At 73.3% G+C, this 20,363-nt stretch carries 22 protein-coding genes; 9 read left to right on the top strand and 13 right to left on the bottom strand.

Translation table 11 applies throughout. The features are described 5' to 3' along the window. Window positions 1-8: 8 nt before the first annotated feature. From ctaD to ACWIYF_RS07360, 6 genes are all read right to left on the bottom strand, one after another. Entirely contained in the window at window positions 9-1,769 is a 1,761-nt protein-coding gene (ctaD, locus tag ACWIYF_RS07335; RefSeq protein ID WP_448627455.1) for an aa3-type cytochrome oxidase subunit I, read from the bottom strand. A 118-nt stretch (window positions 1,770-1,887) separates the two neighbouring features. Beyond that, window positions 1,888-2,307 carry a hypothetical protein gene (locus ACWIYF_RS07340; RefSeq protein ID WP_448627456.1) on the bottom strand — a complete coding sequence of 140 codons (420 nt, stop codon included), beginning with the start codon at window positions 2,305-2,307 and terminating at the stop codon, window positions 1,888-1,890. 68 nt (window positions 2,308-2,375) lie between these two features. Beyond that, window positions 2,376-3,278 (bottom strand): amino acid ABC transporter permease, encoded by a 903-nt coding sequence (locus ACWIYF_RS07345; protein ID WP_448627457.1) that lies wholly within the window; start codon window positions 3,276-3,278, stop codon window positions 2,376-2,378. Continuing rightward, window positions 3,275-3,925 carry an amino acid ABC transporter permease gene (locus ACWIYF_RS07350; protein ID WP_448627458.1) on the bottom strand — a complete coding sequence of 217 codons (651 nt, stop codon included), beginning with the start codon at window positions 3,923-3,925 and terminating at the stop codon, window positions 3,275-3,277. The genes ACWIYF_RS07345 and ACWIYF_RS07350 overlap by 4 nt, the downstream gene beginning before the upstream one ends. Before the next feature lie 90 nt (window positions 3,926-4,015). Continuing rightward, window positions 4,016-4,909, bottom strand: coding sequence for a glutamate ABC transporter substrate-binding protein (locus tag ACWIYF_RS07355; RefSeq protein WP_448627459.1), 894 nt, complete (start codon window positions 4,907-4,909; stop codon window positions 4,016-4,018). An 18-nt stretch (window positions 4,910-4,927) separates the two neighbouring features. Then, a complete protein-coding gene (locus tag ACWIYF_RS07360) occupies window positions 4,928-5,656 on the bottom strand; it encodes an amino acid ABC transporter ATP-binding protein (RefSeq protein WP_448628732.1) in 729 nt (242 codons plus the stop codon). A 170-nt stretch (window positions 5,657-5,826) separates the two neighbouring features. Here ACWIYF_RS07360 and ACWIYF_RS07365 point away from each other — a divergent pair, with 170 nt between their 5' ends. After that, entirely contained in the window at window positions 5,827-5,976 is a 150-nt protein-coding gene (locus tag ACWIYF_RS07365) for a hypothetical protein (protein ID WP_448627460.1), read from the top strand. A 24-nt stretch (window positions 5,977-6,000) separates the two neighbouring features. On the opposite strand, the gene ACWIYF_RS07370 is transcribed toward ACWIYF_RS07365, so the two are convergent. After that, a complete protein-coding gene (locus ACWIYF_RS07370; RefSeq protein WP_448627461.1) occupies window positions 6,001-6,843 on the bottom strand; it encodes a DUF2182 domain-containing protein in 843 nt (280 codons plus the stop codon). A 50-nt stretch (window positions 6,844-6,893) separates the two neighbouring features. Next, window positions 6,894-7,532, bottom strand: a complete 639-nt coding sequence (locus ACWIYF_RS07375; RefSeq protein ID WP_448627462.1) for a DUF1326 domain-containing protein — start codon at window positions 7,530-7,532, stop codon at window positions 6,894-6,896. 209 nt (window positions 7,533-7,741) lie between these two features. Between ACWIYF_RS07375 and miaB the strand changes: the two genes are divergently transcribed. Then, window positions 7,742-9,193 (top strand): tRNA (N6-isopentenyl adenosine(37)-C2)-methylthiotransferase MiaB, encoded by a 1,452-nt coding sequence (gene miaB / locus ACWIYF_RS07380; protein ID WP_448627463.1) that lies wholly within the window; start codon window positions 7,742-7,744, stop codon window positions 9,191-9,193. A gap of 8 nt (window positions 9,194-9,201) precedes the next feature. On the opposite strand, the gene ACWIYF_RS07385 is transcribed toward miaB, so the two are convergent. After that, complete coding sequence (locus ACWIYF_RS07385) at window positions 9,202-9,918, bottom strand: alpha/beta fold hydrolase (RefSeq protein WP_448627464.1); 717 nt, start codon at window positions 9,916-9,918, stop codon at window positions 9,202-9,204. Between the two features lie 95 nt (window positions 9,919-10,013). Then, complete coding sequence (locus tag ACWIYF_RS07390; RefSeq protein WP_448627465.1) at window positions 10,014-11,555, bottom strand: DUF349 domain-containing protein; 1,542 nt, start codon at window positions 11,553-11,555, stop codon at window positions 10,014-10,016. A 41-nt stretch (window positions 11,556-11,596) separates the two neighbouring features. Between ACWIYF_RS07390 and ACWIYF_RS07395 the strand changes: the two genes are divergently transcribed. Genes ACWIYF_RS07395 through dapF form a run of 3 tightly spaced genes read left to right on the top strand, consistent with a single transcriptional unit; the run spans window position 11,597 to window position 14,102 of the window. Beyond that, the gene (locus tag ACWIYF_RS07395) at window positions 11,597-12,319 is read left to right on the top strand and encodes a hypothetical protein (RefSeq protein WP_448627466.1); all 723 of its coding nucleotides are present in this window, start codon (window positions 11,597-11,599) and stop codon (window positions 12,317-12,319) included. Further along, window positions 12,316-13,239 (top strand): tRNA (adenosine(37)-N6)-dimethylallyltransferase MiaA, encoded by a 924-nt coding sequence (gene miaA / locus ACWIYF_RS07400; RefSeq protein ID WP_448627467.1) that lies wholly within the window; start codon window positions 12,316-12,318, stop codon window positions 13,237-13,239. The genes ACWIYF_RS07395 and miaA overlap by 4 nt, the downstream gene beginning before the upstream one ends. Beyond that, the gene (gene dapF, locus ACWIYF_RS07405; protein WP_448627468.1) at window positions 13,236-14,102 is read left to right on the top strand and encodes a diaminopimelate epimerase; all 867 of its coding nucleotides are present in this window, start codon (window positions 13,236-13,238) and stop codon (window positions 14,100-14,102) included. Before miaA ends, dapF begins: the two co-directional genes overlap by 4 nt. On the opposite strand, the gene ACWIYF_RS07410 is transcribed toward dapF, so the two are convergent. Beyond that, entirely contained in the window at window positions 14,099-14,302 is a 204-nt protein-coding gene (locus tag ACWIYF_RS07410; protein ID WP_448627469.1) for a hypothetical protein, read from the bottom strand. The genes dapF and ACWIYF_RS07410 overlap by 4 nt on opposite strands. A gap of 9 nt (window positions 14,303-14,311) precedes the next feature. Then, window positions 14,312-15,577, bottom strand: coding sequence for an MFS transporter (locus tag ACWIYF_RS07415; protein WP_448627470.1), 1,266 nt, complete (start codon window positions 15,575-15,577; stop codon window positions 14,312-14,314). A gap of 69 nt (window positions 15,578-15,646) precedes the next feature. On the opposite strand from ACWIYF_RS07415, the gene ACWIYF_RS07420 reads away from it, so the two are divergent. From ACWIYF_RS07420 to ACWIYF_RS07435, 4 genes are all read left to right on the top strand, one after another. After that, window positions 15,647-16,174, top strand: a complete 528-nt coding sequence (locus ACWIYF_RS07420; protein ID WP_448627471.1) for an ArsR/SmtB family transcription factor — start codon at window positions 15,647-15,649, stop codon at window positions 16,172-16,174. 76 nt (window positions 16,175-16,250) lie between these two features. Further along, window positions 16,251-17,666, top strand: a complete 1,416-nt coding sequence (gene hflX / locus ACWIYF_RS07425) for a GTPase HflX (RefSeq protein WP_448627472.1) — start codon at window positions 16,251-16,253, stop codon at window positions 17,664-17,666. A 56-nt stretch (window positions 17,667-17,722) separates the two neighbouring features. Further along, a complete protein-coding gene (locus ACWIYF_RS07430) occupies window positions 17,723-18,472 on the top strand; it encodes a phosphatase PAP2 family protein (protein ID WP_448627473.1) in 750 nt (249 codons plus the stop codon). A gap of 4 nt (window positions 18,473-18,476) precedes the next feature. Continuing rightward, a complete protein-coding gene (locus ACWIYF_RS07435; protein WP_448627474.1) occupies window positions 18,477-19,502 on the top strand; it encodes a hypothetical protein in 1,026 nt (341 codons plus the stop codon). Between the two features lie 19 nt (window positions 19,503-19,521). Here the strand turns inward: ACWIYF_RS07435 and lexA are convergent, their stop codons facing one another. After that, window positions 19,522-20,310, bottom strand: coding sequence for a transcriptional repressor LexA (gene lexA / locus ACWIYF_RS07440; RefSeq protein WP_448627475.1), 789 nt, complete (start codon window positions 20,308-20,310; stop codon window positions 19,522-19,524). Window positions 20,311-20,363 lie beyond the last annotated feature (53 nt).

The raw sequence follows: 20,363 nt of genomic DNA on the forward strand, positions 1-20,363 counted from the left end.
GCCGGCTTTCAGGACGGGTCGGGGTCCTTCGGGCCCTGCCGCTGCCCCTCCGTCCCGCCGAGCTCGCTGACCCCCGCGTACGGCTCGTGGCGCCGGCCCAGGTGAGCCTCGTCCTGCAGCCGCTGCAGCAGGTGCGGGTAGTGCGCCTCGAACGCCGGCCGGTTGGAGCGGATCTTCGGGATCTCCAGGAAGTTGTGTCGCGGCGGCGGGGACGACGTCGCCCACTCCAGCGAGTTGCCGTGGCCCCAGGGGTCGTCGCGCACCGCCAGCGCCCCGTACCGCCACGAGTGCACGACGTTGTAGAGGAACGGCAGGATCGAGGCGCCCAGCACGAAGCTGAAGATCGTCGAGATCGTGTTCAGCGTGGTGAACCCGTCGGTCTCCAGATAGTCGGCGTAGCGCCGCGGCATGCCCTCGTTGCCCAGCCAGTGCTGGATGAGGAACGTCCCGTGGAACCCGATGAAGGTCATCCAGAACTGCAGCTTGCCGAGCCGCTCGTCGAGCATCCGGCCGCACATCTTCGGGAACCAGAACGCGATCCCGGCGTTCGCCGCGAACACCACGGTGCCGAACACCACGTAGTGGAAGTGCGCCACGACGAAGTACGTGTCGGAGATGTGCCAGTCCAGCGGCGGCGACGCGAGCAGCACACCGGTCAGCCCGCCGAGCAGGAAGGTCACCAGGAAGCCGATGCACCAGAGCATCGGCGTCTCGAAGCTGATCTTCCCCTTCCACATCGTGCCGATCCAGTTGACGAACTTGATCCCGGTCGGCACGGCGATGAGGTAGGTCAGGAAGCTGAAGAAGGGCAGCAGCACCGCGCCGGTGGCGAACATGTGGTGCGCCCACACCGCGAGGGAGAGGAAGCCGATCGAGAGCGTGGCGAAGACCATGCCCTTGTAGCCGAACAGCGGTTTCCGGCTGAACACCGGGATGACCTCGGTGATGATCCCGAAGAACGGCAGCGCGATGATGTAGACCTCGGGGTGCCCGAAGTACCAGAACAGGTGCTGCCACAGCATCGGGCCGCCGTTCTCATCCGAGTAGACGAGCGCCCCGACGTTGCGGTCGGCGAGCAGGGCCATCAGCGCCGCGGTGAGGATCGGGAACGCCAGCAGCACGAGGAGGCTGGTGACCAGGGTGTTCCAGGTGAAGATCGGCATCCGGAACATGGTCATGCCGGGCGCGCGCAGGCAGACGATCGTCGTGGCGAAGTTGACGCCGCCCAGGATCGTCCCGAGGCCGCTGACCGCCAGCCCCGCGATCCACAGGCTCGGGCCGGCGCCCGGTGAGTTGGTGACATCGGACAGCGGGGTGTAGGCGGTCCACCCGAAGTCGGCGGCGCCGCCGGGGGTGAGGAACCCGGCCACCGCCAGCGAGCTCCCGAACAGGAAGAGCCAGTACGAGAAGGAGTTCAGCCGCGGGAACGCGACATCGGGGGAGCCGATCTGCAGCGGCATGATCAGGTTGCCGAAGGCGAAGAACAGCGGCGTCGCGAAGAACAGCAGCATGATCGTGCCGTGCATGGTGAACAGCTGGTTGTACTGCTCGGGTGAGAGGAACTGCAGGTCCGGCCGGGCCAGTTCGGCGCGCATGAGCATCGCCATGAGCCCGCCGACGACGAACCAGGCGAAGGAGGTCGCCAGGTACATCAGGCCGATGACCTTGTGGTCCGTCGTCCGCAGGAGACTCAGGAACCGGGAGCCCTTCTCCGGATGCGCGACCGGGCTCGGCCGGCTGACGATCGGGCTCGGGGCGATCGCGGTCATACCGCACCTCCATGCGGCCGCGGGCGCGCGTCCGCGGCAAGCCGCGCGACCGCCGTCGCGCGGCAGCCCCATCGTGACGCAATCGGGCGCCGGGCGAAACTCGTCCGCCCACCCGATCTCAGGTCGCGGCGACCCAGGCGGGGATGTCCACCGCCGCACCGCCCGGCGCGTCCGCGTCCGCGACCAGCCAGGCAGCGTCCCGGGGCGCCCCCTCGCCCAGCCACCGCTGGATCTGCACGTCGAACCCGAGCCGGAAGGCCGCGCCGGGACGACCGGCGGGGCCGAGGAAGACGACGTCGGTCTCGCCTCCGTCGGCGGCGCGCAGCACCACGCGGCACCGGCTGCGGCGGTGCCGGGCGGGCGGAACCGCCTCGACCACCACGGCGGTCGGCGCCCCCGCGGCCGCGGCGAACAGCGGGGCGGCCGCGCGCAGCCGGGCGACGAACTCCTGGGCGGCGTCCTGCTGCACCTGCTCGGGGTCCCCGGAGCGGGGCACCGGTGGCAGGTAGCGCGGGCTGCGGGCGAGGATCGTCTCCATGACGGCGGTCAGTGTCGCCGTCCTGACCGGACGTGGCCGCGCGGCGCGCCGGTCGGCGCCGGGCGCTGTCAGCGGACCGGCACCACACCTCCGCCGCCCCCGTCCATCTGCACGTCCGCGGCCAGCTCGACGTCGGCGGTCGCCGCCCTGGTGCTGCGGCGGGTACGCCGCTCGACGAAGCGGGCCAGCCAGGACAGCAGCACGTTGACGACGATGTAGATCAGTGCGGCACCGACGTAGAGCTGGAAGGTGTAGGTGTCGCCGAAGCGGAAGTTGAAGAACTCCACCAGGCTGCGGGCCTGCCGGAGCAGTTCCAGGTATCCGACGATGAAGCCCAGCGAGGAGTCCTTGAGCAGCACGACGAGCTGCGCCACGAGGACCGGCAGCATCCGGCGAACCGCCTGCGGGAGCAGGACCGACGTCATGACCTGCGTCTTGCGCATTCCCAGGGCGAACGCCGCCTCGCGCTGGCCGCGGTCGATGGACAGGATCCCCGCCCGGAAGATCTCGGCCAGGACGGCCATGTTGTAGAGCGTCAGCCCGAGGACCAGGGCCCGGAACGCGGTCATCGGCACGCCAACCGCGGGCAGGTAGAGCAGGCAGAACAGGATCAGGATCAGCAGCGGCACGGCCCGGAAGAACTCGATCACCACGGTGACCGGGGCGCGCACCCAGGCGTGGTCGGAGAGCCGGCCGACCGCGAGCAGCGCGCCCAGGACGGTGGCGAGCACCATGCCGACCGCGGCGGCCGCGAGCGTGTTGAGCAGCGCGTCCCACAGCGCCTGCGGCACGCCCGACGACGGGTCGAAAAGGATCGCCCAGCGGTCGGCGTCCAGCTGCTCGTTCTTGCCCAGCTGCCAGAGCGCCAGGCCGACGAGCACGGCCACGAGCAGGCCGCCGACGACCGTGCCGATGCGCTGGCGGCGCCGCGCCCGGGGTCCCGGCAGGTCGAAGAGGACGGGGGAGCTCATCGGACGATCGCCACCCGCTTCTCGACCGCGCGGATCACCCAGGCCGAGGGCAGGGTGATCAGCAGGTACGCCGCGATGATCGCGACGAACACGGCCACCAGCTGGTCGGCGTTGGCATTGGCCAACCGCTGCAGAGCGGCGGTGAGGTCGGTGACGGCGAACCCGGCCGCGATCGAGGTGTTCTTGGCCAGCGCGATCCACACGTTGCCCAGCGGCGGCACGACGGTGCGGAAGGCCTGCGGGAGGACGACGGTCCCCAGGGTCTGCCGGAAGTCCAGGCCGAGGGCGCGGGCGGCCTCGGCCTGCCCGGGCGGGACGGCGTTGATGCCCGACCGCAGCGCCTCACAGACGAACGCGGCCGTGTAGAGGGACAGGGCGGCCACAGCGGTGAGGAACCGAGACGGGAACTGCAGGTTGATCTGGACGATCCCGAAGAAGAGGAAGAAGAAGACCACCGTCAGCGGGGTGTTCCGGAAGACCTCCACGTAGAAGGTCGCCAGGCCGCGCAGCGGGGGGATCGGGCTGACCCGCATCCCGGCCAGGACCGTGCCGAGCACCAGAGCGAGGATGCCGCTGAGGACGGCGAGCGAGAGCGTCGTCAGGAAGGCGCTGCGCAGCAGCGGGAAGTTGTCCACGACGAGTGACACGTCTCCTCCTCTCCTCGGGACCTCGCGGATGAGCGGTGCAGCGGCGTGGCGTGGGGACCGGGGGGCGCCCGGTCCCCACGCCCGCGCCGATCAGTAGCGGTCGACCGACGGCGGCTCGGGGGCCTCCTCGCCGGTGATCTGACCGACGGTCGCGTCCCAGGCGTCGGCCCAGCGGCCGTCCTCGTAGGACGCCTCGAGGACGTCGTTGATGAACGAGCGGAACTCGTCGTCGCCCTTGGTCAGGCCGATGCCGTACGGCTCCTCGGTGAACGGGTTGCCCACCAGCTCGAAGTCGTCCGGGCTGCCCGCGACCAGGCCGGTGAGGATGACGTTGTCCGTGGTGACCGCCGCGACGTTGCCGTTGCGCAGGTCGTCGGCGCACTTGGAGTAGACGTCGTAGGTGATCAGGTTGGCCTCGGGGTAGTTGTCCCGGATGTTCTGCGCCGGGGTCGAGCCCTCGACCGAGCAGACAGCCTTCCCGGCCAGGTCCTCCGGCCCCTTGATGCCCTCCGGGTTGCCCTTGGCCACCATGATGTCCTGGCCGGCGACGTAGTAGGGGCCGGCGAAGTCCACCCGCTGCTTGCGCTCGTCGTTGATCGTGTAGGTGGCGACCACGAAGTCGACCTGGCCGTTCTCGATGAACGGTTCTCGGTTGGCCGACACCGTCTCCACGAACTCGACGTTCTCGGGATCGATGCCCAGCTCCGCGGCGATGATCTCGGCGATCTCGACGTCGAAGCCCTCCGGCCGGTCGGTCTGCGGGTTCAGCAGGCCGAACCCCGGCTGGTCGAACTTGGTGCCGACGGTGACCGTGCCGGCCTCGTTCAACTCGGCCATCGTGGTGCCGGCCTCGAACGAGACGTCCTCGGCGACCTCCCGGGTGTTCTCGGCCTGCTGCTCGGCGTTCTGGCCGGCCTCGCTCGAACAGCCGGCGAGCACGATGCCGGCTGCGGCCGCCGCGGCCGCGTACCTGGTGATGCGCATGTGCGTCCCTCTTCCGGATCAGTGGTGGAGGATCTTGGACAGGAAGTCCTGGGCCCGCCCGGAGGTGGGCCGGGTGAAGAAGGTCTCCGGGTCGCTGGACTCGACGATGCGGCCGCCGTCCATGAAGACGACCCGGTTGGCGGCCCGACGGGCGAAGCCCATCTCGTGGGTGACGACGACCATGGTCATGCCGTCCCGGGCGAGCGACGTCATGACGTCGAGGACCTCGTTGATCATCTCCGGGTCCAGGGCCGACGTCGGCTCGTCGAAGAGCATGATCTTGGGATCCATGGCGAGCGCGCGGGCGATCGCGACCCGCTGCTGCTGGCCGCCGGAGAGCTGCGCCGGGTACTTGTCGGCCTGCGCGGCGACGCCCACCCGCTCCAGGAGCTGACGGGCACGCTGCTCGGCGTCGGCTCTGCGTTGCCGCCGCACCTTGACCGGCCCCAGGGTGACGTTCTGCAGGACCGTCTTGTGGGCGAAGAGGTTGAAGCTCTGGAACACCATCCCGACGTCGCTGCGCAGCTTCGCCAGCTCCTTGCCCTCCTGGGGCAGCGGCCGGCCGTCGATGGCGATCTCACCCTGCTGCACCGACTCCAGCCGGTTGATGGCCCGGCACAAGGTCGACTTCCCCGACCCGGAGGGGCCGATGACGACGACCACCTCGCCCCGCTCGATCGTCAGATCGATGTCCTGCAGGACGTGCAGGTCGCCGAACCACTTGTTGACGCCGGTGAGCCGCAGCAGGGGCTCGGCGTTCGTCGGGCTGGCCACGGCTCCGACCCTAGGGGCGGCGGGTGGTGGCCAACGGACCCGGCCGTCACGAAGCAGTAACGAAACCCGCAGCGGCGCGCCGGGCGGTCCCTGCCCGCGCTCGTGACCCGGCCCCTGGCGTGCGCCGTACCCTCGCTCCTGACATGGAGACCGCGAACCCGCAGCCCGAGACCCGCACCTACCGCGTGCGGACCTTCGGCTGCCAGATGAACGTGCACGACTCCGAGCGGCTCCAGGCCTACGGATTCATGTCCCTCGGTCCCCAACGGACCCTAGCGATCGCGAAGGCGTAACGAACGCGCCCGTCAGGGCCCGGTTCACATGCGGCTCTGGCCCCCGGCCGCGCTGCTCAGCGCGCTCAGGATGGAGGGCCGGGCCAGGACGAGGAGTCCCAGGAGGACCACGGTGACGCCGACGACTCGCGTCAGGGCGACGCCGTGCCGCCAGGTCTTCTCCGCCAGGAACACGGCGGCGATCCCGGCCATCCAGCTCAGGTTCATCAGGCCGACGGTGAACAACACCGCCATGAGGGCCCAGCAGCAGCCGGCGCAGTAGAGGCCGTGGGCGACGCCGGTGCGGAAGGTCCTACGCAGTCCCGTGCCGAAGTCGTGCGAGACCAGGAACGTCATCGGGCTGCGGCAAGCCCGGAGGCAGGTGTCCTTCCATCGGGAGAACTGATAGGCGCCGGCGAGGACCAGGACCGCACCGGCCATCCGGGTGACCCAGCCCGACGGCTCGGTGACCTGCCGAAAGGCGTACAGCACGAGCAACGGGACGATGCCGAGCGCCGTCCACACGGTGAGGTAGCCCAGCGCGAAGACCGCGCTCGGCAGCGGTCCGTCCCCCCGACGGCGCATGACCAGCCGGTGCAGCAGCACGATCGGTGCAACGGTGGGGAACATCATCGCGACCATCATGGTGAGCCACACAGCCATGAACAGGGCCGCACTCATGTCGAAGGGCATCGCCCTGCCGACATCGGCCAGGCCGCTCACCATGGGGGACATCTCCCCGGCGGTGTCGACGGTGACCCACCACGCCACCCCGGCGAGGCCGAGGAGGAGGACCAGCGTGGCGGCCAGCGTGCGGCCTTCCAGCTCGCGGTAGGACCAGCGGACGTGCCTCGCCCCGGCCGGGTGGCCTGGCAGCGGGGAGGTCATGTGGGCCCCTCGTGTGCCGGCCGGTGGTCGCTCTTCTCCCACGCCCGCCGTCATGCCGACGCCCGTGGCGTGATGACCGGTGCCATGCGGTTCTCGCTGGACCACTCCACCTCGGAGTAGAAGGCGTTGTTGCCGGCGTGGTCGAACGCGACGCCGTCCGCCGACACGCGGTTCTCCGAGCTCGTGCCGATGTGTCCGTCCGTGAAGATGAAGCCGGTCGGCAGCACCATGTGCGCCTCGTGCTTCTCCCCGCTCACCGGGTCCGTGAAGCTCTGCAGGGTCATCGCGAACCTGTCGCCGACCCGGACGCGCGAGTCGATGCCGGCGTCCTCGATCTCGATCGGCTCGAAGAACGGGCCGTGCAGCTCCGTGAGCGTCGCGGCGAGGATTTCCCACGGCAGTCCGGGGTCCTCCGCGGTCAGGATCGGCACGAGGGCCTGCCGCTGCTCCTCGGTCGCGTCGATGAACACCGCCGCCTTGCCGTTGCCCTCGTGGATCGCGCCGGGCCACGCGACACCGACCGCGACCTTGGCACCTCTGAGGTCGACGCCGTCCCGTTCACCCTCGGTGACCTGGAAGGCGACGTTGCCCTCGCAGAAGCCGTGGGTGGGGAAGCCGCTCATGTTGCAGGGACACCCGTACGCGCAGTTGCAGGCCTCGTAGTACTTGGCCGGGATGTGCCACGGCATGGAAACCCCCAGCAGATCCCTCGGGGTCGGCTGCCCGACCGCAGCCGGCCGGAGTCCTCACGGTCCCGGCTCGGTGGCCCGACGGGCCGACCGATCGTCGCTGGCGGACAGGGTCCTCCCGTCCCGCAGGTGGAGACAAGGGCACTCGGTCCGAAACTCGGGCGGTGGAGCGGAGACACCCGATCGGCTCGCCGTACCCTCGGTCCGTCATGGGAACCGAGCTGGGGGCAGCCGCGCGCACCTACCGGGTGCGCACCTACGGGTGCCAGATGAACGTGCACGACTCGGAGCGGCTGTCCGGCCTGCTCGAGGCCGCCGGCTACCGGCCCGCCGCCGAGGGCAGCGACGCCGACGTCGTCGTCCTCAACACCTGCGCGGTCCGGGAGAACGCCGACAACCGGCTCTACGGCAACCTCGGCCACCTGCGGCCGGTCAAGGATGCCCACCCCGGGATGCAGATCGCCGTCGGGGGCTGCCTGGCGCAGAAGGACCGCGGGGAGATCGTCCGCCGGGCGCCCTGGGTCGACGTCGTCTTCGGCACCCACAACGTCGGCTCCCTGCCGGCCCTGCTGGAGCGCGCCCGGCACAACGCCGAGGCCCAGGTCGAGATCGCCGAGGCGCTGGAGGTCTTCCCGTCGACCCTGCCCGCCAAGCGCGACTCCGCCTACTCCGGCTGGGTGTCGATCAGCGTCGGCTGCAACAACACCTGCACGTTCTGCATCGTCCCGGCGCTGCGCGGCAGGGAGAAGGACCGCCGGCCGGGGGAGATCCTCGCCGAGGTACAGGCGCTGGTCGACCAGGGCGTGCTCGAGGTGACGCTGCTCGGTCAGAACGTGAACGCCTACGGCGTCGAGTTCCGCGACCGCGGCGCCTTCGCCGACCTGCTCCGGGCGACCGGCGGGATCGACGGGCTGGAGCGGGTGCGGTTCACCAGCCCGCACCCGCGGGAGTTCACCGACGACGTCATCGCCGCGATGGCCGAGACGCCGGCGGTCTGCCACCAGCTGCACATGCCGCTGCAGTCGGGGTCGGACGACGTGCTGCGCCGGATGCGCCGCGGCTACCGGCAGGACCGGTACCTGGGGATCATCGACCGGGTGCGGGCCGCGATGCCCGACGCCGCGATCACCACCGACATCATCGTCGGCTTCCCCGGCGAGACCGACGCCGACTTCGAGCAGACCCTCGACGTCGTCCGCCGGGCCCGCTTCGCCAGCGCCTTCACCTTCCAGTACTCCAAGCGCCCGGGGACGCCGGCCGCCGAGATGGCGGACCAGCTGCCGAAGGCCGTCGTCCAGGAGCGCTACGAGCGGCTGATCGCGCTGCAGGAGGAGATCAGCTGGGCGGAGAACCGCGCGCTGATCGGCTCCACCGTGGAGCTGCTGGTCGCGGCGGGGGAGGGCAGCAAGGACGCCGTCCGTGGCCGGATGACCGGCCGCGCCCGCGACGGCCGGTTGGTGCACTTCACGGCGACGGACGGCGTCCGGCCCGGCGACGTCGTCGAGACCGTCCTGACCCAGGCCGCGCCGCACCACCTGGTCGCCGACGGCCCGCTGCTCTCGCACCGGCGCACCCGGGCCGGCGACGCGAGCGAGGCCGGCACCCGCCCCACCACCCCCGGCATCCTGCTGGGCATGCCGAGGATCGGCGCGCCGGCCTGAGCCCCTGCTCAGCCCGCCGGCGCGGGAGCGCGCGCAGCCTCCTGGGACAGCGACTCCAGGACCTCGACGACCCGGTCGGGCATCGACCACTGCGGGACGTGCGCCGAGGGCAGCCGGACGACGTGGTCGGCCTGCTGCGCGAACGCCTCCTGCAATTCCGCGGGGATGGCGCGGTCCTGTTCGCAGATGACGTAGGTGACCGGATGCGTCCGATCCGGCGCCGTGCTCGTCGCCGTGAACGCCGTGCCCGACTGGAGGACGAGCCGGTCCCGCAACTCCTGGGCCTGCTCCCGGGTCAGGTCGGCGCAGAGCCCCTCGCGGACGGCGTCGACGTCGTCGCTGACCTCGAAGTTGCCGTCCGGCCGGGGCACGATCCAGGCAGGCATGGGCCCCTCGCTCAGGAAGGACTGCACGGCCTGACCGCGCTGCGGCCAGAACGCCGTCAGGTACACCGTGTGCGCGACGCCGGGATCGTCGGCGAGCTCGGTGATCACCATGCCGCCGTAGGAGTGGCCGACCAGCACGACCGGCTCGCCGGCGTCCCGGATCGCGGCGCGGACCACCTCGGCGTCGGCCTGCAGGTCGCCCAGCGCGGCGGGGTCGGCCCCGGCGCTGACCAGCTGGACCGTGGTGGCCCGGTGACCGTCACGCTCCAGACGCGAGACGACCTCGTCCCACGCCCAGCCCCCGCCCCACGCCCCGTGCACGAGAAGGAAGTGCGTCATGGCCGGCAGTGTGATCCGGCCCTGCCCGCCCGCGGAGCCGGGCGGCGCAAGGGGAGAGAACGGCGGCGTGGGGTGACCGAGCGGAGTCGTCCGGCTCAGCGGCGGCCGGCGGACTTCTCGGCCTCGGCGAGCCACTCCCGGCGGGTGGCGAGATTGGCCCGCGCCTCCTCGATCCGGCGCTCGTCCCCGGCCGCCTCGGCCTTGGCCAGCTGCTCCTCGGCCTTGGTCACCGCCGCGCGCATCGAGGTCACCATCGGGTTCTCCGGGGCACTGCGGGCGCGCCCCGCGTCGGCGGCGCCGCGGATCCGCTGCTCGACCGCCTGCATCCGGTCCTCCAGGGACCGCATCGCGCCGCGCGGCACGTGGCCGATCGCGTCGTAGCGCTCCTGGATCTTGCGCAGTGCGTTCTGCGCGCCGCGCAGGTCGGTGGTCGGGTCGAGCTTCTCGGCCTCGGCGAGCAGCTCCTCCTTCTTCTGCTGGTTGGCCAGCTGCTCGGCGTTGCGCGCCTTGTCCTGCTCGCCGCGCGCGGTGAAGAAGACGTCCTGGGCGGCGCGGAACTGCTTCCACAGGTCGTCGTCACCGTCGCGACCGGTGCGCGGGACGGCCTTCCAGCGGTCCATGAGGGTGCGCATGGCGGCCGAGGTCGCGCCCCAGTCGGTGGACGACGAGAGCCGCTGCGCCTCGGCGATGAGCTCCTGCTTGGCCGCGCGGGCCTCGTTGCGCTGCGCGTCCAGGGAGGCGAAGTGCGCCCCGCGGCGGCGGCCGAAGGCGTCACGGGCCGCGGCGAAGCGCGACCAGAGCGCCTCGTCGGTCTTGCGGTCGATGCCGCGGATGGTCTTCCACTCCTCGACGATCGCCTTGAGCCGGTCACCCGCGGCCTTCCAGGACGTCGACTCGGCGGCGATCTGCTCCGCCTCCGCGGCCAGCGCCTCCTTGCGGGCGATCTGCGCGGCGCGGGCGGCGGCCTTCTCGGCGCGGGACTCGGCCGCGGCCTCATCGGCGGTGCCGACCATCGCGCGGGCGCGGGCCGCCAGTCCCTCGAGGTCGCCGACCGCTGTGGCCGTGGGGATCGAATCGGCCAGGGCCTGCGCCTTGGCCTTCAGCTCGCTCGGGTTGCCGGTGTGCGCCTTGAGCCGGGCCTCCAGTAGCGACACCTCGGTGGCGAGGTCGTCGTAGCGGCGCGCGTAGTGGGCCAGCCCCGCGGCGGGGTCGCCGGCCTGCCAGGAGCCGACCGCACGCTCGCCCTCGGCGGTGCGGACGTAGACCGTGCCGTCCTCGTCGACGCGGCCCCACTGGCCAGGGTCGCTCGCCGCGGCGGCGGGCACGGGGTCGGGCGCCGGCATCTCGACGGCGGGGTTCGGTGCGTGGGTCGGGACGGCGGCCGGGGTGGGTGCGGGCGGCTCGGGCAGCTCCGGCGCGACGGCGACCTCGGGCGTCACCTCGGCGGCCGGCTCCTCGCTGGCTCCGGTGGACGCGGCCGGGGACTCCGCAGCCTCCGTCGTCGGGTCGGCCGGCGCCGCGTCGCCGGGCGCCGGCGCCTCCGGCGTACCGGCCTCCGGCGTCACGGCGTCGGACGTCGCCGTCTCCGGCGGTAGAACCTGCTGCGTCCCGTCTCCGGGGTTCTCCGTGCTCGACACGGACCGCAGTGTCCCACGCCGCATCGGAGAGACTGCTCGCCGTGAGTGCTGTCCCGCCCGCGTCCCCCGCCGTCGCGGGGTCGACGGTCGCCGTGGCGTTCTGCCCGTCGCCGCCGCTGCTGCCGCCCGTCGTCGCCGGTCGGGCCGCCGCGGAGACCGCCGGCCTGCGCGCGGCCTGCGCCGACGCGGTCGCCGCGCTGCTGGCCGGCAGGCCGGAGGTCGTCGTCGTGGTCGGGGACGGCGCCGGGGCCGGCCTGCGGTTCGGCCCCGGGGACGCCGGCGACCTGCGCGGCTTCGGCGTCGACCTCGAGGTGGAATTCTCCGGCCCGGCGCGTCCCGGCGGCCGGCGCCTTCCGCTGGCACACACGCTCGGCGCCTGGCTGCTCGGCGAGGCCGGCCACGCCGGGACCCGCCTCGGCGTCGGGCCGCGGGATCTCGCCGCGGTGCTCGCCGGGCTGCCGGGGCACGTGGGCGTGCTCGCGATGGGCGACGGGTCGGCGCGGCGCACCCTCAAGGCGCCCGGCTACCTGGACGAGGCGGCCGCTCCGTTCGACGCCGCCGTCTCGGCCGCGCTCGCCGCCGGGGACGCCGCGGCGCTGGCCGCCCTCGACGCCGACGAGGGGCGGCGGCTGCTCGCCTCCGGAGTGCCCACGTGGCGCGTGGTCGGGGCGGCCTGCGTCGCGCGGAACGTCACCGCGACCCTGCGCTTCGACGACGCGCCCTTCGGCGTCGGCTACCTCGTCGCCGACTGGCACGTGACGTGACGGGGCTGCCGCCGGTGGTCGCCGTCGTCGGGCCCACCGCCACCGGCAAGACCGCGCTCGCGGTCGAGCTGGCCACCCGGCTGGGCGGCGAGGTGGTCAACGCCGACTCCATGCAGCTCTACCGCGGCATGGACATCGGCACCGCCAAGCCGACCGCCGCCGAGCGCGGCGGCGTGCCGCACCACGTGCTCGATCTGTGGCACGTCCGCGAGCCGGCGTCGGTGGCGGAGTACCGGCGGCACGCGCGGGCGGTGATCGACCGGCTGCGCGCGGACGGCGTCGTCCCCCTGCTGGTCGGCGGCTCGGGGCTCTACGTCCGCGCCGTCCTCGACCGGCTCGACATCCCGGCGACCGATCCCGCGGTCCGGGCCCGGCTGGCGGGCGAGCTCGCCGCGGCCGGTCCGGCGGCGCTGCACGCCCGGCTGGCCGCCCTCGACCCGGAGGCGGCCGCCGCGATCCTGCCGAGCAACGGGCGGCGGATCGTCCGCGCCCTCGAGGTCGTCGAGCTGACCGGCGAGCCGTTCCGGGCGACCCTGCCGGAGCCGGCCCCGCACTACCCGGTGGTCGGCATCGGCCTGGACCGAGAGCCGGCCGCCCTCGACGAGCGGATCGCCGTCCGGGTGGACCGCATGTGGGCCGCCGGGTTCGTCGCCGAGGTCGAGGCGCTGGCCGCCGAGGGCCTGCGCGAGGGCCCGACGGCGTCGCGCGCGCTCGGCTACGCGCAGGTGCTCGCCCAGTTCGACGGCGTGCTCACCGCCGCCGAGGCGCGCGAGCGGACGGTCAGCACCACGCGCCGGTTCGTGCGCCGGCAGCGCTCGTGGTTCCGCCGCGACGCCACCCTCACCTGGTTCGACGCGGCCCGGCCCGACCTGGCCGACGCGGTCGCCGCGCACGTGGGCGAACGTACGATCGGCTCATGAGCGAGCGGGTGCTGAAGGGGCACGGCACCGAGAACGACTTCGTCGTCCTGCCCGACCCCGACGGCACCGCCTGGCCGGACGACCGGCTCACCCCCGAGCTCGTCCGCCGGCTGTGCGAGCGGCGGGCGGGGCTCGGCGGCGACGGCGTGCTGCGCCTCGTCCGCAGCATCCACGTCGCCGACGCGCGCGAGGTCCTCGGCGCGGACCTCGACCGCTGCGAGTGGTTCATGGACCACCGCAACGCCGACGGCTCGTACGCGGAGATGTGCGGCAACGGGATCCGGCTGTTCCTGCACGCGCTGATCAGCGAGGGCCTGCTCGACCGCGGCGCCTGCGAGGCCGGGGTGCTGGTCGGCACCCGCGGCGGGCCGCGTCGGGTCGGGGCGGTGCCCGGCGGCGGCTACTGGGTGGACATGGGGCCGGCCCGCCCGTTCGGTCGCGGCGACGCCAAGGTGCCCGGCGGCTCGCTGCCCGGGCTCGCGGTGTCGATGGGCAATCCCCATCTGGCCTGCCTCACCGACGTGCCGGTCGACACGGTCGACCTCGCAGCAGCTCCCGTCGTCGACCCCGCCCTGTTCCCCGAGGGCGTCAACGTCGAGGTGGTCAACGTGCTCGACCCGGGCCGGCACATCCGCCTGCGGGTGCACGAGCGCGGCGTCGGGGAGACCCGCTCCTGCGGCACCGGGGCCGTGGCGGCCGCCTACACCGCCGTGACCGCGAGCGGTACCGACAGCGGCACCGTCGTCGTCGACGTGCCGGGCGGGCGGCTCACCGTCCGCATCGGCGACGGGACGACGGTGCTCACCGGTCCCGCCGTCCTCGTCGCCGCCGGGGAGCTCTCCGGGGAGTGGCTCGCGGGCTAAGGGTTGTCCGGGCTGTCGGCGCGGGTCTCCGGCTCCTCGGTCGGCGGCTCCGGCTTGTCCGCCGGTCCGACGTTGCCCTCGCCCGCCGGCTGTCCCTGGCCGGTGTCCTGGCTGCCCCCGAAGATCACGTTGCGGGGCGGGTCGAGCCCCTTGGGGTCGCGGCCGGGGTCGTCGATCTCGCCACTGGTGCTGCTGCTCATGCGCGGCCCCTACCCGGCGACCGGCTCCTCATGCGGGGCCGCCAGCTCGCGCGGCAGCTCCCGCATGCCCATGAGCGGGCTGGCCACCACCCACAGCGCGGCCAGGCCGCCGACGGCGACCGAGACCCACAGCGTCGGCACGACGCCGATCCAGCCGCCGAGCGCGCCGCCGATCAGGGCGCCGAGCGGCTGGGTGCCGTACACGATGAACCGCACCGAGGCGTTCATCCGCCCGAGCAGGTGCGGCGGGCACAGCCGCTGCCGGAAGCTGACCTGGGTGATGTTGTAGGCGACGACCGCCCAGCTGAACCCGAACCAGCCGAGGACCAGCAGCACCGCCGGCGCGCCGACGACGGCCAGCGGGATCAGCGCGGTGAACGGCATGATCACCAGCGACGACAGCGGGATGGCGCGCCCCTCGCCGACCCAGCGGGCGAACCGGGCGCCGGTGACCGCGCCGACCAGCCCGCCGACGGAGCCGGCGGCGAAGACGATGCCGACGGTGCTCTCCGAGAGCCCGAGCTCGCGCAGCGCGTAGAGCACCAGCAGGGCCCCGCTCATCGCCGAGGCGAAGTTGGCGGTGCCGGTGCAGGCGACGATCCGGCGCAGCAGGGGGTGCCGGACGACGAACCCGAGCCCCTCGGCGATCTCGGCCCGCAGCGACCGGCGGGTGGCCCGGTCGGGCACCGTGTCGACGTGCCGGATGCGGCCGATGAACAGCGCGGAGATCAGGAAGGACAGCGCGTCGAACGCGATGAGCACCGGGGCGCCGAGGACCCGCAGCAGGACGCCGGTGATCCCGGGCCCGGCCACCTGGGCGACGGCGCGGCTGCTCTCCAGCTTGCCGTTGCCGTCGACGATCTGGTCGGGGTCGACCAGCGTGGGCAGGTAGCTCTGGTAGGCGACGTCGAAGAAGACCGTGGCCGTGCCGGTGACCGCCGCGACGACGAACAGCTGCCACAGGGTGAGGACGTCGAGGACGTAGGCCAGCGGCAGCGTCGCGAGCGCCACCGCCCGCACGAGGTCGTTCGCGACGAGGACCCGCTTGCGCCGCCAGCGGTCCACCCAGGCTCCGGCGGGCAGGCCGATGACGAGGAAGGCCGCCGTCTCCAGCGCGGTCAGCACGCCCATCTCCAGCGGCGTGGCGTGGAGCAGGGTGACCGCCAGCACCGGCAGCGCCAGCAGGGTGATCTGCGTGCCCAGCTGGCTGACCGTCTCGGCCGCCCACAGCTGACGGAAGTCGCGGTGCGCCCAGAGGCCGGCCGGCGTGCTCACCGGGGCAGCATCCGTCGAGTGATTGGGAAAAGTCAATCAGTGGACGGCGTGTCGCCTAGGCTCGTCGGCGTGACGGAGGACGGCGCCCCGCACATCCGCGGGCCCAAGCGCAGGGCGAGCGATGCCGAGTACCGCGCCGTCGCCTCCGCCGTCCGCCTGCGGATCCTGCGGATGTGCTGGTCGGAGGCGCTGACCAACAAGGAGCTGGCCGAGCGGCTGGGACGCAACCCCGCGACGGTCCTGCACCACGTGCGCACCCTGGTCGACACCGGGTTCCTGGCCGCCCAGCCGGACCGGCGCGGCACCCGCGGATCGCGCGAGGTGCCCTACCGGGCGACCGGCAAGAGCTGGCTGATGGACGTCGACGACCGGCCGCCGCCCCGGCGCGACCCCATGCTCGCCGCCTTCCTGGAGGAGGTGGGCGAGGTGGGGGAGCAGCACCTGCAGAGCAGCCGCCTCGGTCTGCGGCTGTCCCCGGAGAACCTGGAGGAGTTCCGCCGGCGGCTGCACGGCCTCCTCGACGAGTACGCCCGCCGTCCCGAGGACCCGGACGCCGAGCACTGGTCGCTCTACCTCGGGATGCATCCGGAGCCCTGACGTGTTGCACCCGGTGATGACATCCAGTGCACAAACCCAGGTGACCGCGGCGGACCCCCGTGTCACGCTGGAGCCGATGACAACCGCTTCCGAATTCCCCCTCGTCGAGGAGCCGGACGACACCACCGGCTCCTACGCCCTCGAGGAGCGCGGTGCGCTCCGCCGCGTCGCGGGGCTGTCGACCGAGCTCGCCGACGTCACCGAGGTCGAGTACCGGCGGCTGCGCCTCGAGCGCGTCGTGCTCGTCGGGGTCTGGACCGAGGGGACGGCGGCCGACGCCGACCGCTCCCTCGCCGAGCTCGCCGCCCTCGCCGAGACGGCCGGATCGATGGTGCTCGAGGCCGTCAGCCAGCGGCGCTCCACGCCCGACGCCGGCACCTACGTCGGCTCCGGCAAGGCCGCCGAGATCCGCGACATCGTCGCCGCCACCGGCGCCGACACCGTGATCTGCGACGGTGAGCTGACCCCCGGCCAGCTCAACGCGCTGGAGAAGATCATCAAGGTCAAGGTGGTCGACCGGACCGCGCTGATCCTCGACATCTTCGCCCAGCACGCCAGCAGCCGGGAGGGCAAGGCCCAGGTCGAGCTGGCCCAGATGCAGTACATGCTGCCGCGGCTGCGCGGCTGGGGTGAGTCGCTGTCGCGGCAGGCCGGTGGCCGCGTGGCCGGCGGTGGCGGCATCGGGACCCGCGGTCCCGGTGAGACCAAGATCGAGACGGACCGTCGCCGGATCCGGTCGCGGATGAGCAAGCTGCGCCGCGAGATCGCCGGCATGTCGACCGCGCGGGCCACCCAGCGCGCGAACCGCGGCCGCAACGCCGTTCCGAGCGTGGCGATCGCCGGCTACACCAACGCCGGCAAGTCCAGCCTGCTCAACCGGCTGACCGGTGCCGGGGTGCTGGTCGAGAACGCGCTGTTCGCCACGCTGGACCCGACGGTCCGCCGGGCGGAGTCCCCGGACGGCCGCGAGTACACGTTGACCGACACCGTCGGCTTCGTGCGGCACCTGCCGCACCAGCTGGTCGACGCCTTCCGGTCGACGCTGGAGGAGGTCGCCGCGGCGGACCTTCTCGTGCACGTGGTCGACGGGTCCGACCCCGACCCGCTGGGGCAGATCCAGGCGGTGCACACGGTGCTCGGCGAGATCGACGCGTCGGCGGTGCCGGAGCTGGTCGTGGTGAACAAGGTCGACGCGATGACCGAGGACGACGTCCTGACCCTGCGCCAGGCGCTGCCCGGCGCGGTCTGGGTCTCCGCCCGCACCGGGCACGGGATCGACCAGCTGCGCGAGATCATCGCCGCGCGGCTGCCGCACCCGGACGTCGACGTCGAGGTCCTCGTGCCCTACGGGCGCGGCGATCTGGTCGCGCGCATGCACCGCGACGGCGAGGTGCTCTCGGAGCAGCACGAGACCGGTGGCACGCGCCTGACCGCGCGGGTGGACGGCGCCCTCGCCGCGACCCTGGAGGAGTTCGCCGCCCCATCGGTCTGAGCCGTTCGGGCAGGTCGAGATCACGAACGGGTCACGGGACCCGGTACCGTGACGCCGTGACGATCGGCGCGATGCGGCGGGGCCCCGGTGAGGCCTCCGTCGTCGCCGAAGCCGGCGACGCGCGGGCCCCGGCCGTCGTGTCGCCGGGCCGGCCGCCGTGGTGGCTGCTCGCGCTGGCGGGCGTGGTCACCGTGGCCGTCTCGGTCGACCTGTTCAGCCGTGGCTCGCTCGAACGCATGGACCTGCGCGTCTCCGAGGTGGTCAGCTCCTGGGGCATCAAGGAGTCGGGCGCCTACTGGCCGGTCTGGGCGGTCACCCAGCTCGGCGGGCGCGGGTTCATCCTCATCGTCCTGGCGGCGCTGGTCGGCTACCTCGGCTGGCGGCGCCGGACGCTGGTGCCGCTGCTGCGCGTCCTCGTCGCCCTCGCCCTGCTCACCGCGGTCGTGTACGGCTTCAAGTACGGCGCCGGGCGCACGGCGCCGTCCTACCCTGGGTCGTTCTTCCACCGGGACGGCGCCTCCTACCCCTCGGGGCACGTCGCGAACGCGGTGCTGATGTGGGGCGTGGCCCGCTGGCAGGCGGTCGAGTTCGGCCTGCCCGCGCCGGTGCAGCGGGCGTTCCGGTGGCTGTCGATCCTCGGCCCCGTGGCCGCGGGCGCGGCGATGGTGTCCCTGGACTTCCACTGGGTTACCGACGCGGTCGTCGGCGGCGCCGTGGGCATCCTGCTGTTGGGCGTGGTGCATGCACTCGACGCGTCCATTCTGTCACGCTGGGTACGTGCCCGAGCCGGCCGGCGGTCCGCCTAGTCGCGTGCGGGCGCGTCCGTTGCCGGCGGCGGTGGCCCTGGCCACGGCGTTCGTGGTCGCCGGCGCCGTCCCCGCGGCCGCGGAGGAGGCCGCCGCGGCCGACGCCACCGCGCCGCATCCCCTGTGCCAGGTGACCGATCCCCGGCTCGGGGAGCTGTCCGGCCTGGTGGTGCTGGGCGACCGCATGGTGGCCATCAACGACGGCGGCGTGGAGCTGGCCGTCTACGTGCTCGACCCGGCCTGCCAGATCGTCGAGGTCCACACCGCGCCGGTCGACCCCTACGACCCTGAGGACCTCGCGGTCGGTGCCGACGGCACCGTGTGGCTGGCCGACATCGGGGACAACCGGGCCGACCGGCCCACGGTCGCGCTCCTCGCCCTGCGGCCCGACGGGTCGACCGGGGTGTTCCGCATGACCTACCCCGACGGGCCGCACGACGCCGAGTCGCTGCTGCTGGCGCCGGACGGGACGCCGTACCTGGTCACCAAGGAGATCCTCGGGGCCAGCGGCGTCTACCGGCCCACCGCCGCCCTGGCCGACGGCGGCACGGTGGCGCTGGAGAGGGTGGCCTCGGTCAACTTCACGCTCACCGGCACCGACGGCGGTCCCGTCGGCCGCGCCGGCCAGCTGATGGCCACCGGGGGAGCGGTGTCGCGTGACGGCACGCTGCTCGCGCTGCGCACGTACACCGACGCCTACGTCTGGCCGCTGTCCGGCTCCGACGTGGCCGGCGCCCTGGGTGCGGCGCCCGTGCGGATCGCGCTGCCCTCGGCTCCACAGGGGGAGGCGATCAGCTTCAGCGCCGACGACCGGCAGCTGGTGGTCGCCGGTGAGGGCCTCCCCGGCGACGTGACCCTCGTGCCGGCCACGGCGCAGCTGGCGCCGGTCGCCGCCGCCGCGCAGGGCTCGGCCGAGGCCGACCCCGCGTCAGGTCCGCCCGCGTTCACCGCGGGCCTCATCGCCGCCGCCGTGGCCACCGTGGTGGTCTGGCTGGGCGGTCTGCTGATCCGACGGCGCGGGACCGTCTGAGCCCCGCGCCGTCGTCGGCTCAGACCCGGCGCAGGACGGTGACGACCCGGCCGAGGATCGTCGCGTCGTCCCCGGGGATCGGCTCGTACGCCGGGTTGTGCGGCAGCAGCCACACGTGCCCGTCGCGGCGCTTGTAGGTCTTCACCGTCGCCTCGCCGTCGATCATGGCGGCGACGATCTCACCGTTCTCCGCGGTGGGCTGCTGCCGGACCACGACCCAGTCGCCGTCGCAGATCGCCGCCTCGACCATGGAGTCGCCGGCGACCTTGAGCATGAACAGCGTCCCCTCACCGACCAGCTCGCGGGGCAGCGGGAACACGTCCTCCACCGCCTGCTCGGCGAGAACCGGGCCGCCGGCCGCGATCCGGCCGACGAGCGGCACGTAGGTCGGCGCGGCGGTGCCGGTCTCCTCCGCCGCCGGGAGCGCGGCCGGGCCGTGCTCGCCGGGCAGGCGCACGTCGAGGGCGCGCGGCCGGTTGGGGTCGCGGCGCAGCCAGCCCTTCTTCTGCAGCACCGAGAGCTGGTGCGCCACGGACGACGCCGAGGACAGTCCCACGGCCTCGCCGATCTCGCGCACCGACGGCGGGTAGCCCCGCCGCTCGATCGAGTCGCGGATGACCTCGAGCACCCGCCGCTGCCGCTGCGTCAGGCCGTCGCCGGCCTCGCCCCGGTCCGGGAAGGACCGCACGGCGGCCGGTGCGTCGTCCGTCGTCGTGCCGGCCGTCTCCGCCGCACGGCGCCGGCCGGTCGTGCCGGCGCCGTCACCGGCCGTCCGGCGACCGCCGGACGTCCCCCTCGTGCCCGCCACGTCTCCTCCTCGCCGCCGGCCCCGTCGCCGGATCGCGCCGTCCGTCCGTCCTT

The organism is Geodermatophilus sp. URMC 64, from assembly GCF_053502555.1.